Origin of the sequence: Paenibacillus sp. Y412MC10 (assembly GCF_000024685.1) — a bacterium.
Classification (GTDB): domain Bacteria; phylum Bacillota; class Bacilli; order Paenibacillales; family Paenibacillaceae; genus Paenibacillus_AQ; species Paenibacillus_AQ lautus_A.
Genome location: NC_013406.1, coordinates 5,835,065 through 5,848,320 on the forward strand (window position 1 = coordinate 5,835,065; position 13,256 = coordinate 5,848,320).

A 13,256-nucleotide genomic window follows, 5' to 3' on the forward strand; every position below is an offset into this window, starting at 1 on the left:
TTCAAGCATATGAAGTGAATCCATATAAACGCCAGAGGGATAAGCTGCATGCAGCAGGTGTCGTTCTGATAGATAAGGCCTGCCGGAGAAATCCGGTTGGCCTTTTTGGAGTTTGGGAGCCGCCGCTGCTTCCCCTCTGGCATTCCTCCGCCTCTGTTAACGTTGAACCCGATCCGGGTAAGAACATAGTAATGCTGCTCCGGAAAGCGGAGCATGGGCAGATTAGGAATCGACGGTTTCGGAAATAATAGGTACTCGAACTGATATATTAACGACACAAGGGGAAATTTCATATGGATATGACACCAGAACAACGCGTGACCCTGCATGGGTTCAACAACTTGACGAAATCGCTCAGCTTTAATATGTATGACGTCTGCTATACGAAGACCCGGGAGGAACGGGAAGCGTACCTTGAATATATTGATGAGCAGTACAACGCGGATCGACTGACGAAAATATTGAGCCATGTGGCCGAAATCATCGGCGCGCATGTCCTGAACATTGCCAAGCAGGACTATATCCCGCAGGGCGCCAGCGTGACGGTGCTAGTCTCCGAGGGCCCCGTCGTGGAGGTGCCGGAGGAATCCTATGACGAATCGCCGGGTCCGCTGCCGGATAACGTGGTGCTCCAGCTCGACAAGAGCCATATTACCGTCCATACGTATCCGGAATTCCATCCGGACGAGGGCATCAGCACCTTCCGGGCCGATATCGACGTGTCGACCTGCGGGGAAATCTCACCGCTCAAAGCCCTGAACTACCTGATCCACTCCTTCGATACGGATATTATGACGATAGACTATAAAATCCGGGGATTCACGAGGGATATTCACGGACACAAGCTGTTTATCGACCATGAGATCAGCTCCATCCAGAACTATATTCCGGACGAAGCCAAGGAGCTGTTCGATATGATCGACGTCAACGTATACCAGGAGAACATCTTTCATACCAAGTGCAAGCTGAAGCAGTTCGATCTGGACAACTATCTGTTCGGTTACACGAAGGATAAGCTGTCCAAGGCCGAGCAGCAGGAAATCACCGAACGCATCAAACTGGAGATGGACGAGATTTATTACGGCAAGAACATGGACCGGAGTTACTGAATGGCTTGCTACCCTGCGGCGGCTATTCTTTTCTTGCATGTCCTTCATGCGAGTAAGCAAACAGGCCGGGCTCCCAGGAGCCCGGCCTGTTTGCTGCTTCTATGGCTTCACCCTAGAAATCGACTTTCGGAATTAGAATTCACTCTGTTTTTTAAATCAAATGGCCTGTTTTTTGTATGTTGTCATTCTCCCAGGTTCCATACAATGAAAGTGATTTACTTATTACCCCATTCCAACCAGAAAGGAGGAGCCGCTCAACCATTTGTGAAAGCGCATACGGAATGCTGCACACCAGCATCCGAACCATAAGGAGAAAGGTGGCTGAACATGAAGCATGGAAGTAAACTCGGCTTGCATCGCAAGCTGTTGGCAGCGGCTCTTACCCTCCCCATGATCATCACGGGGAGCATCGAGTCGTTAGCGGCGCCCTCGCATCAAGCGGCAAGCAGCACGCAGCAAGGTGCCACAAAAACCAGCCGGATTCAGCTGGAGTATTTGGATAGGGGGATCGTATCGGCCTCCACTTCAGAGGGCAACTTTCTGAGCTGGCGATTGCTTGCCGGAGAAGTAACCGGATATGGCGACCAAGGGCTTATCGGTCCGACCTTTCATGTCTATCGGGACGGCAACCTGATTGCCGTCGTCGAGAACAGCACCAATTACCTGGACCGATCCGGCACGTCATCATCCTCCTATTACGTATCTGCCGTCGTAAACGGAAAAGAGGTCGACCAGAGCCTCACCTCCACTCCCTGGTCCTCCCCCTATTACGATCTGAAGCTAAACAAGCCGGATGGCGGAGTCACCCCGGCTGGAGAACCTTATACTTACTCTGCCAATGACGCCAGCGTCGGCGATGTGGACGGCGATGGGCAGTACGAGCTTTTTGTCAAATGGGACCCTTCCAACTCCAAGGACGTTTCCCAAATCGGGTATACCGGCAACACGTACATTGACTGTTATACACTGGAGGGCATCCTGCTGTACCGGATCGACCTCGGCGTCAACATCCGTTCCGGCGCCCACTATACGCAGTTCATGGTGTATGACTTTGACGGGGACGGCAAAGCGGAAATGATGCTCAAAACGGCACCGGGCACCAAGATTCTTCGCTATGATCCAGCCGGCAACATGATCTCCCAGAGATACATCACGCTGCTGCCCGAGGATATGAAGGCCGGATATTCCAATCAGGACGATTACAGGCTGAGCAAAACCGGCTACTACGAGCACATGGTAAACCTGTTCATGAACTGGCATCAGCATGAAGAGGTCGTAAGCGGCCGCTGGCCGGCCACGCTCGAAGAAAGCTTCGGCATCGATAAGAAGTACCATTATCCGTTATCCCGTACCGATGCCGAAAGCCTGGTCGATCACTTCATGGACACCTATGCGCCGCAGCGAAGCGCCCGCAACAATCTCCGGGCATTCGAAGGGTTCATCTTGGATGGTCCGGAATATCTCAGCGTATTTGAAGGCGCGTCCGGCAAAGAGCTCGAGACGATCCGGTATAAACCCGGCAGGCATGACGACGGGCTCATGTGGGGCGACTACGCCATGGCCCGGATCGAACCCGGCAATCGCGTGGATCGCTTCCTTGCCGCCGTTGCTTACCTTGACGAGGAACAACCCTATGCCGTATTCGCCCGCGGTTATTACACCCGATCCACACTCGTATCCTACAAGTGGGATGGCCGGCACTTAAGCGAGCATTGGATTGTGGACAGCGGCTGGACCCCGATGACCAATCCGTTTAACGACAGTCCGCATGGCCGGGACGGGACCGATGCCGCATTCGGTACGTTAACGACGCAAGGGGCCCACTCGTTAAGCGCGGCTGACGTCGACGGCGACGGCAAACAGGAAATCGTCTACGGTTCGGCAACGATTGACCATGACGGCACGCTGCTGTACAGCTCCATGGATGTGCTCCCTCCTCAAAGCGCGGATCCGGGTGCGATGGCCCGCCTTGGACATGGGGACGCCATGCACGTCACCGACATCGATCCGGATCGGCCGGGTCTTGAGATCTTCATGGTTCATGAAGGCGGTGCCTACGCCCCTTACGGCTATTCCCTCCGTGATGCGGCAACAGGCAGGCTCCTCTACGGCGGCTATACCGGAAAAGACACCGGACGCGGCATGATCGGCGATATTGATCCCGATCAGCGGGGACTCGAAACATGGGCCGTCGGCACGTGGTCTGCAGATGGAGAACAGCTCTCTACGACCATGCCGGGCACGAACATGAACATCAAATGGTCTGCGGATATGACCACCCAGATCGTGAATGGTAACTTGGATCAGACACCGGTCATCGAAAGCTGGCGCAACAGGACGCTGCTAACTGCAGAAAGCACGCGCACCAATAACGGGACGAAGGGAAATCCTGCCCTCGTCGCCGATCTCTTCGGGGATTGGAGAGAGGAACTGGTGGTCCGGACCTCGGACAGCTCGGCCCTCCGGATTTACCTGAGCACCGAGGTCACCGACCGTAAGCTCTATACGCTCATGCATGATCCGCAGTATCGGGTCGAGGTTGCCAGACAAAATACAACGTATAACCAGCCCTCTTACACCAGCTTTTATTTCGCATCCGATACGGATTTCTCGGAGGTTCCTATCCCCGTTTATCAATCCCCGGGCATGCTGAACGTGCTGGATCAACTGGTGAGCGAGTATGCCCGCGCAGGGGAACTGGCTAACCCCCTGCTGTCCCGGTTGAGCAATGCCTTGAAGCAGGCAGAGCATCACATGAGCAAGGGCTCCAGGGAACAGGCGCTCAAATTTTTAAATACATTCGTTTCTCAGCTGGAGGAGCATAAGAAACCCGGTGCGATATCGGATAGAGCCCGGATGAACTTGTCCTATCAGGCATGGACGCTCATCATCATGTGGAAATAGCTTAATTTGCCTAAAAACAATCGCTAGCCTAAAAAGCCGCCTTCCGGATGCCAATTGCTGATCCGGAGGCGGCTTTGCTTCATGACGATATTAGAATTGAACCGAAAATCCGTTGAACCGGTGAATGCCCGTTCCAAATCGGACAAGGTCTTTTTCCCGAAGCTCCTGCACGGCTTCTTTTACTAAGTCCAGCCATGCCGGGTCCAGTCCAAGCGTATTATGAGAACCGAAGATCCGGTTTACGCCTTCGATATTCGCGATCCGCTCCAGCGAGTTAACGAGATCCTCGGGACTTGTCGTCGGGTAGAAGGCATATACCGGCGTCTCATCGTAAAGCAAATCGCCAGTGAACAAGTACCCGCGGTTGGGTTCAAATACCGCAATATGTCCGGGCGAATGGCCCGGCGTATGGTAGATGACCAGGCTTCGCCCGCCAAGCTCGATGACGTCCCCATCCCGAAGCAGGCCGGTCGGCTGCCCCCGATAAGGGGTGTACGCTGCCGGATCGAAGGAATCCGGTACGGGTTTCGTAATATCGCGTGATATATCCTTGCGGATTTGCTCAATCGAAAGCTTTTTAATGCCGCTGACCAGCCAATCCTCTTCGGCCTTATGCACATAAATCTCCCCGTACTGCCCGTGACTGCCGATATGATCTGCGTGAACATGCGTGGTCAGTACCATGATAGGCAAATCCGTCAGCTGATCGGTTATCCGCCTCATGTCGTCGATGCCAAGGCCCGTATCGATCAATGCGGCACGCTCGTCCCCTATCAACAGAAACGAATGCACCTTCTCCCAATGCCCGTACTCACTGATGGCAAACGTGCCTTCATCCAGCTGCGATACCGTAAACCACGCATCATCGATCACGATGGTATATTGATTATTGTCCATATGTATGTATCCCCCGTCCAGGATTATCGAATGGTGATATTCTCATGATCATCTTGGAATGCTATCAACGACATATAATAGCTCTTCTCCTCCTCGGAAAGCGAGCTTCTGCCGGATTCGGCACCTTCCATCGTGAAGTGTTTATCCAGAAGCCTCTTGAATTCTTCCACAAAAGCATGGAAGCTTTCCTGCGTTGCACGAAAGCGGTAGGTTCCCGCAAGATTTTTCCTGTGGTGCTCACTCGTACTGTCCAGTGCAAAAGAAGAAGCCGGGGCGGTCTCGATTTTGGCCCGCGTTACATCAAGCGTCTCCATGAATACCTGTCTTGAGGTTTCCACCAAATCCAGGCTTGGCAGCAAATGATCCTCCGGAATGAAGCGGCTTGCAACGGCGCGATAGTATTTCTGCACGATACCGTTCTTCTCTTCCTTCCTGACCACATGGATGATGCCATGCTTCTCCAGCTCCTTGAGATGAAAGTAAATATTGTTCCGCGTGATGCCGAGCATCTCGGCCAGCTGCTGTCCGGTGTAGGCATCCTTCACCAGATTCATCAGCATTTTGGTGCGGAGAGGATCCGCAATCGCTTTGAGCTGCTCATGGGTTTGAATTTTATATACACCAGTCATTTTTAATTTAACACCTCCATACATTTTACCGGTAAAATTATTTTTACTGTTGATGGATTTCATCCTACCATGACTTAGATCTATCGGTCAATCCTGACGCAGGTCTCCGGCTTATCAGACGAGCCATTCCCCTTCGCCCGGCGACTGTGATATAGTATCCACAATCGTCTATTACGGACATTAAGTTCATCAAAGGATGTGCCTCCATGTTTGACCCGACTATATTCGAAAATCTAAAGGTTGGCATCGAGAATGCGGTTTATGACCTCGACAATCTCGATGAAATCATCCGCGTTACCGATCGGAAGGACCTCCTGGATATGGCGACCTTGTCCAGAAATTTTAGCCTCCGGTTCGAGTTGGTTCAGCAATCCGCGGCTTCAGCCGAAATTTGCCTGGAGACCGGGCTGCGGGATTTAGCCGCCGAGATTTTGGAAATCCCGGAAGAGCAGCCGGGCTGCTTGCTGAAGCTCCGCTTTCATAAAAACATTGCCGATCCTGCCTACTCGTGCCCGGTTATCGCGCAGATTATTAAAGAGATATGGAATCCCGAGCTCCCGCCGGTGCAAACGATACGCTACGCCTACGGCGACGATACGGTCCCCATCCATAACGCGATCGAGCTTCGCTTTCCCCGCAAAATCAACGAAGAGCAGATGGGAGACATTCCGAATATCACGGAGTTCATGCTCCGTACGCTGGTTGAATTAAACCGGATCTAGCTTGCCAGCTTTCTGTCTAGCCTGGTCATCCTAACGGTGATGTTTCATTAAAAAAAGCCTGCCGCTAATATAGCGGACAGGCTTCTTCGTTCGTATGATATTAAGCAACAACCAACCGGATCCAGATGTCCGAAGGATCTTGAACGGCCCAGACGCCGTCTCGCTGTTCCAGGTGCAGCCCCGCTTCGCGAATACGGCCGGTTACCGCCTCAAGAGCCTCATGGCTCGGAAGCTCGATCGTATAATTCTCCATTCCCGCAGCGTTCGGCGGCGTATTCGGTACACCGATTCCCGCCCAAACATTGAGCCCGATATGGTGATGGTATCCTCCTGCGGATATAAACAACGCTGCTCCCCCATAATGGGCGGTCAGCTCAAAACCCAGCACATCGCAATAAAATGCACGGGCATCGTGCAGGTTGGACACATGGAAGTGCACGTGCCCGATGACGGTCCCTTCCGGAAGTCCAAGCCATTCCTTCTCCTTGGAGAGAGCCAGCAGTCCTTCAACATCGACCGGGTCGGTGGCCATCACATATTCCCCTTTGGCATCGCGCTTCCAGGTATCCCGTGGCCGGTCGGCATAAATCTCGATGCCGTTTCCGTCCGGATCATTAATGTACAGCGCTTCGCTGACCAGATGATCGCCTTGGCCGACCGGAATGTTATGGGCGATCAGATTGGCAAGCGCGAGCCCGAGCGATTCCCGATCCGGTACCAGGATCGCAAAGTGGTACAGGCCTGCAGTCCGGGTCTGCGGTCTTATCAGGTCCGAAACCTCCTCAATGATCAGCAGCGGCTGCTTGCCGTCAGCCGTCAATTCGGCCACCCGGCCATGCTGGCGCAGCATTTTTAATCCAACGACTTCCGTGTAAAAGCGTACCGATTGTGCCAGATTGCGAATCCGAAGAGAGACGGGTCCGAGCTTTGTGGATGGATGTATAATGGCTGTCATATTCTCACTCCTTGAATGTTGTTGTTTGATTTTTTCAAAAAATATATTCAGGTCTGCGACAGGCTTAACTTGTAATCAAAACAGTTACATCTTACTTGTAATCATTATAGTTACAGGAACATCCCGTTGTCAAACCCAGTAATTAACATATGAACGAAGGCACACCAACCAGGCCCAAAAGAAAACGCCCATCCTGCAAGGATTGAGCGTATCATGTATCATATATCATCTATTCTGAATGTTCCGTTAGCAGATGCATGGATTTTCCGGACGATTTGCTCCAAATTCACCTCATGCAGCGTATCCTCCATGGCCTTCTGGGCGGCCGAGAACACCGGAACGATCGCCGTTTGAATATGTTTGCCAACAGGACATTTCGCGTCCGAATTCTCGTGAATGCCAAACAGGGAACCCTCCTGCACGACATGAACGGCATGATAAATATCCAGCAGCGTAATCCCGGACGGAGGCTTAGCCAGCTTCGCTCCCGCTACGCCGGGTTTTACCTCGACCAGGCCCGCTTTGCTGAGCATGCCGACAATCCGCCGGATGACCACCGGATTCGTGTTCACACTCTCCGCAATATAATCTGAAGTGCTGACGCCAGCCTTATTCATCTCCAGCACGGAAAGAATATGAATGGCCACTGCAAATCGGCTGCTTATGTTCATGCGATCCCTCCTGACGGTCCAAATCTTCAGATGACTAGCATGTAACCATCATAGTTACATTAGACTCCAAAGTCAACGCTCCTGCCGTGTGCATGGAATAATAGGAAAAACTTTCGCGTCCATTATGCACATTGCGATCCTGCCCTACTTCATGAAAAAAAGCCTCCATCCCGCTTGTGGCTAAGGAGAGGCTTTCTCACCGACGTAACCCGGCCTGAACTTAGAACATCGGGAATACGTATTTGATCAGGAAGTACAAGAAACCAAAAAAGATGATCAGATAAGCAACATACTTGATCAACGTAGAAGCTACCCTGCTGGAGTCGTTACGCTCCTCGATATTGCGGGTCTCGATCTCCACGTCTCGGTCACGCGGTCTGCTCATAGTTTCCACCTCCATCCGATTCGGATTCGCAGATGATGGTTATCTCTTGACGCTTACTACTCTTTACACGCTAGTCCAAGAGTTGAACCAATCTTCCGGAGGCGAGACATCTTAAAGAAAGCCAATCATGGCAGGCAGAACGATAAAAGAAGCCAGCGTGGTCCACAGAATACACCTGGATACAAGCTTGGGCGCGGCATCGTACTCTTCGGCAAGGATGACCGCATTCACGGCTGCAGGCATCGCCGACAGAATCAGAATGACTGCAAACAAGGTTCCCTCAATGGATAACATCGCGAGCAATCCCCAAGCCACCAACGGGCCCACCAGCATTCGCATCGCCATGCCCGACCAGAATCCGCGCTTTGAGACGGCGAGCGACGCTCCACCCTCCCGAACCCCAACCATCTGGGCTCCCAGTATGACAAGAGCCAGTGGCGCATAGGTGGCGGACAGCATGGAAACACCGGTATTCAACCCTTCGGGGAGCTGGAAATCCGTCAACCGGAAGAGTACGGCAAACGCTGCGGCGTAAACCGAAGGAAGTGTAAATACGGTTTTGATCGCTTTTACGGCCGAAAAATGAGACCGCGCTGCCAAATACACGCCTAATGTATTCATGATGATGATCTGCACAATGACATACACGGAAGCCTTATCCAGCCCTGCCTGCCCGAATGCAAGCAGCACGAGGGGAAGCCCGTAATTCACGCTGTTGGTAAAAATGGTGGTCAAGGCGAGGCCCGATTTCTCCGTCTGGGACAAGCCCAGCATTTTACCTGCAAAGGCGCTGAGCGCCCAGAGGATGATCACGTTCAACAGGCAAAAGGCAACCGTCACCGTCACCTCGTTCGAGGTGATCGAAGCCTTTTCCAGCGTCTCGAAGATCAGTGCCGGGCTCAGCACATATAAAGACAGGGCCGAGAGCCCCTTGGTTTCAATTCCTTTAAATCGCTTAAGCAGCGCTCCGCCGATGACGGGCAGCGATATCGGAAGGAATACGCTGTAAATCGTAGCCAAAAAAGAAGAGATCATGAAGTCCACCCTTATACGAAGTAAAATATCATCATCTCTACATCCTAACCTAAACCTGCGGCATTCGTCCAAGATTCAAAGACTATAGGTCTAATAGGCTCAGGCTTTGATTATGCCATCTTCTTGATGACAAATGACACCGTGGTTCCTCTGTCCCTTGAGCTGTCGATCATGAGGCCCTGCCCATAAATCTGCTTCAAACGGCGGTCCGTGTTCATAAGCCCGACTCCCTTGGTGGCGCGATGTCCGCTTCCCAGCATCCTTCGGAGCTTCTCGGGATCCATCCCCGCGCCGTCATCCGCGATGATCACCTTGGCTGATTCAGCCTCTCGTACGATGCGGATGGTAACGGTCCCTCCCTGGGTCCGTGCCAATACCCCGTGAACGACCGCATTCTCCACGATGGTCTGCATCGTCAAGGGAGGAAGCTTCCATTGCTGCACGGCAACCTCGTCGGAGATATGCCAACGGACACGCAGCCGTTCCCCGAACCGCTCCCCCTCGATATACAGGTAAGAGCGAACCAAGCCAAGCTCCTGCTCCAACGGTATGAAACGGTCCAGGTTACTGATATCATAGCTGGCCCTCAGATAATGGCTGAATTCTGCGATGAGCGCAATCATCCGGGAAGGATCCACCTCGCTTAGCGAAGCGATCGAATTTAAGGTGTTGTGCAGGAAATGCGGCTGGATTTGGGCCTGGAGCCAAGCCGCTTCCATATGCAGCCTCTCCTTAATGGACCGCTTCAGCTCCAGCAAGGCGCGTACCCTCGTTTTTAATTCCAGGTGATCCACCGGTTTTATCAAGTAATCGTTAGCTCCCGAGATGAACCCCATATGTATGTCCTCCGGCCGATTTCTGGCGGTCAGCAGCAGGATGGGAAGCTCCGATAGCATATACCTCTGCCGAATCGTCCTGGACAGTTCATACCCCGACATCTGGGGCATCATCACGTCGGAAATGATAAGATCCCACTCTCCCTGCTCCAACAGCTGAAGAGCTTCCTCGGCGCGGGTAACGGTCACGATCCGATACCCCTCGTCTGCAAGCAAATGATGGATGACCTTCAGGTTAACCGGATCGTCGTCAACGATAAGCAGCCTGCCGTCGCTTGGACGGGCAAGCGCCAGAGCCTCCGATTCGGCGTCATCCTGTTCGTGCATATCTGACATATTCGATTGCGTCTCCTTCTCTTTCTCTGGATTTGAAGCCGGGGAGACCGCGATAAACTCCTGTTTATCCGCGTTCTCCTGCTTCATCATATCGTCCACTTTCAGCGTGAACGTAAAGTCGCTCCCCTGACCCGGAGCGGATGTTACGGAAATATCCCCTCCATGGAGCTCAACCAGCTGCTTGCTGATGCCCAGTCCAAGCCCCAAACCGCCTCCCGAAGCGGCAAAACCGGAATCTCCCTGCTCGTAGGGGAGGAATATTCGGCTTAACGTCTTTTCGTCCATACCGATCCCCGTGTCGCGAACGTGGACATAAGCCCTTCCTTCAATAATCTCGGCAGCCACCGTGATACGTCCGGCCTCCGTATATTTGATGGCGTTGTGAATCAGATTGAACATGATTTGAACCAAGCGGCTTTCGTCTGCCCATACCTTGGGGCCATCCTCCGCGATCTCGCATACGAGCTCGATTCGCTTGCCTTCCGCCATCGGACGGAGCATGTCCAGCACGCCTTGAACAGCCGAACCGAGGTGAACGCTCTGCACATTCAACCGAACGCGGTTGTCCTTCAATAACGAAACATCCAACAAGTCGTCCAGGAGCAGTGACATCCGTCTGCCGATGCCGGTGATCAGCTCCAACTGATTGCGATCCTCTTGCTCCAATACGCTCCCTTTGCGTTCCAGCAGCGTTTGTGCCATGTTGATGATGCCGTGCAGCGGATTTCGCAGCTCATGGGACGTATTCGCCAGAAACTCATCCTTCATCTTGTCCGCTCGCTGCAGCTGCTCGGCCTGTTCCCTAAGCATGACGCTGTTTCTGGTAAACCGGATAAACCAGAAGGAAGCAAACCCGAGAAACGCAACGATCAGGTCGATCGGGTAAAAAGGCAGTTCCTTAAAATACCGGAATCTTAAAATTCCGCTTATCATAATGTTGCAGGAAACCGCAACCGCCGACAGCAGGATGAAGATCGCTGCTTCCTTCCGCTCGCTGACCGCCTTTCTGGCTAGCGAAGGCACGAACAGCACGGCGCTTATCAATACCACCGACAAATATTTAGAGAGATGGACCATCAGATGAAACGGAAGCAGCAAATAGACTGCGGCATACGAAACCACAAACACCGTGTAAGCCCGGTAAAAGCCCTCCTTGATCCTCGGCTTTAGCAAATGCTTGGTGCACAGAATCAAGCATAAAGATATCGCGACATAAGCAATAACCTTAAGCTTCACCGCCCACTCGAAAGGAATGCCGGGCAGCCACACCAACAGAAGCTTATCATCGTCGCTCAGCGTAGCCAGCAGCGTAAACAGAATAAGCCCGGCAAAATAAAAAAGCCCTCTGCTTCGATAGCCGATCAAGTACAAAATAAAAACATAGATCACATGGAGCAATAGCACGATGCACACCAGCAGCTGCATGTTCTCGGAGAAGGCTTTTCCCCTCATCACCGCTTCCGCCGTTCCGAATTGGATCGGCAGCCGGATCCCGCCTGAATCGGCATACTGATAGTTGCTCACTTCCACGATGATATCCAGCTCATCACCGCCGGTCGGGGGGATGAGCTCCATATGGGGGATGATCCTGGCCACGTGGATCTCTGGCAGATCGGACGGATGTCCTGATTCGTGCAATAATTTCCCGTTTACATACAAACGATAGGCTGTACGGATATCGCTGATCCAGATGCCGTAAGTTTTGTTCCGATCCGGTACGAGCAGCTTGAGGCGGTAAGTCCCGTAGCCGATTTGGTTTCCATTCTCGTTCACGCCCTCCCATGGCCCCGGAACCTGTATCCAGCGCGGGTCGGCGGCAGCCGGCTCTCCTTGGGACGCTCCATCCGGGCCCTTCCATTGATTCGGATAAAAGGCCCACTCCCCGTTGAGGGCGACCCTGCTCCGATCATCCGCCGGCCAAGCCCGAAGATCCAGCACGCCTTGCCGGAATGGACGTTCCTCGGGTACCGTAATGGTGTTGAACCAGACCAAGCGCACGGAAAGTAAAATCACGATAAACAGAAAAGTAATCCCCAGCAACCTTCTGCCGGAGACGGGCTTCGATTTGATATTGGAATAGATCGACAATAGTAACAGTCCTTTATATAACGTATTGTAAGAATCAATAACACTACATAACTGTCCATTATTTTACATCGTTGCGATGCAATTGTCTGTCCCATTCCCTAAAGTTCGCATGAATCCACGGGTTCGTCAGGCCGCCTAAACAATCGAAAGCGTTTTGCCCGAACGCTGAAGAGGCTGATGCGGGCATAATTCGTCAGCGGATACATGCTTCACCGTATAGTAGGAGTAGAATCTTTTTCTCCCGGAAGCTTCATAAATCCACGAAAAAAAGTCGAATATCGAATCATCCACCCATCTTCCGTTATATTCGATTAACGACCGCAAATATGGAATCTGAAGCTTCACGCCTCCATTCCACATGAAGATAAACGTATTAAACTCGGCATTTTTTTGCAGCAAAAAATGAACGGTACGCTCATCCAGCAAAAACTTCTCCTGATCACACAGAAATACCGGTCCCTCGTCCGTAGCAACGATGCCAATCCGCTTGCCGTTGAAGTAAACATAGAAGCCTCGGCAATGCTGGACATCCTTAGTTGCATCCAGCTCGATCTCCCGAAACGTACCAAGCTCCAGCCCCATGGCTTTATGCAGCGAAGATTCCTTAAATTTCCGAATGAATTTCATAACCGAATATTGTACCTCCCGATTCTTATGGTTCACACTCTACAGTATAAGAGGCGGTCCTC

At 52.3% G+C, this 13,256-nt stretch carries 11 protein-coding genes; 3 read left to right on the forward strand and 8 right to left on the reverse strand.

All coding sequences use genetic code 11. The annotated features are described in order from the left end of the window. The first annotated feature begins 293 nt into the window (after positions 1 to 293). A complete protein-coding gene (gene speD, locus GYMC10_RS25510; protein WP_015737164.1) occupies positions 294 to 1,109 on the forward strand; it encodes an adenosylmethionine decarboxylase in 816 nt (271 codons plus the stop codon). Between the two features lie 327 nt (positions 1,110 to 1,436). Continuing rightward, positions 1,437 to 4,013 (forward strand): rhamnogalacturonan lyase, encoded by a 2,577-nt coding sequence (locus GYMC10_RS25515; RefSeq protein WP_015737165.1) that lies wholly within the window; start codon positions 1,437 to 1,439, stop codon positions 4,011 to 4,013. 90 nt (positions 4,014 to 4,103) lie between these two features. Here the strand turns inward: GYMC10_RS25515 and GYMC10_RS25520 are convergent, their stop codons facing one another. Further along, positions 4,104 to 4,910 carry an MBL fold metallo-hydrolase gene (locus tag GYMC10_RS25520; protein WP_015737166.1) on the reverse strand — a complete coding sequence of 269 codons (807 nt, stop codon included), beginning with the start codon at positions 4,908 to 4,910 and terminating at the stop codon, positions 4,104 to 4,106. Between the two features lie 23 nt (positions 4,911 to 4,933). After that, positions 4,934 to 5,539 (reverse strand): winged helix-turn-helix domain-containing protein, encoded by a 606-nt coding sequence (locus GYMC10_RS25525; protein ID WP_015737167.1) that lies wholly within the window; start codon positions 5,537 to 5,539, stop codon positions 4,934 to 4,936. A 206-nt stretch (positions 5,540 to 5,745) separates the two neighbouring features. On the opposite strand from GYMC10_RS25525, the gene GYMC10_RS25530 reads away from it, so the two are divergent. Next, positions 5,746 to 6,261 (forward strand): hypothetical protein, encoded by a 516-nt coding sequence (locus tag GYMC10_RS25530; RefSeq protein ID WP_015737168.1) that lies wholly within the window; start codon positions 5,746 to 5,748, stop codon positions 6,259 to 6,261. A gap of 100 nt (positions 6,262 to 6,361) precedes the next feature. Here the strand turns inward: GYMC10_RS25530 and GYMC10_RS25535 are convergent, their stop codons facing one another. From GYMC10_RS25535 to GYMC10_RS25555, 6 genes are all read right to left on the reverse strand, one after another. Then, entirely contained in the window at positions 6,362 to 7,216 is an 855-nt protein-coding gene (locus tag GYMC10_RS25535) for a VOC family protein (protein WP_015737169.1), read from the reverse strand. Between the two features lie 218 nt (positions 7,217 to 7,434). Then, positions 7,435 to 7,887 (reverse strand): Rrf2 family transcriptional regulator, encoded by a 453-nt coding sequence (locus GYMC10_RS25540; protein ID WP_015737170.1) that lies wholly within the window; start codon positions 7,885 to 7,887, stop codon positions 7,435 to 7,437. A 220-nt stretch (positions 7,888 to 8,107) separates the two neighbouring features. Beyond that, positions 8,108 to 8,272, reverse strand: a complete 165-nt coding sequence (locus GYMC10_RS32660; RefSeq protein WP_009589346.1) for a hypothetical protein — start codon at positions 8,270 to 8,272, stop codon at positions 8,108 to 8,110. Positions 8,273 to 8,383: 111 nt separating this feature from the next. Continuing rightward, on the reverse strand, positions 8,384 to 9,307 hold the full coding sequence (locus tag GYMC10_RS25545) for an AEC family transporter (RefSeq protein ID WP_015737171.1): 924 nt from the start codon (positions 9,305 to 9,307) through the stop codon (positions 8,384 to 8,386). 110 nt (positions 9,308 to 9,417) lie between these two features. Next, positions 9,418 to 12,567, reverse strand: coding sequence for an ATP-binding protein (locus GYMC10_RS25550; protein WP_015737172.1), 3,150 nt, complete (start codon positions 12,565 to 12,567; stop codon positions 9,418 to 9,420). A 135-nt stretch (positions 12,568 to 12,702) separates the two neighbouring features. Continuing rightward, positions 12,703 to 13,194, reverse strand: a complete 492-nt coding sequence (locus tag GYMC10_RS25555) for a hypothetical protein (RefSeq protein ID WP_015737173.1) — start codon at positions 13,192 to 13,194, stop codon at positions 12,703 to 12,705. Positions 13,195 to 13,256: the final 62 nt, after the last annotated feature.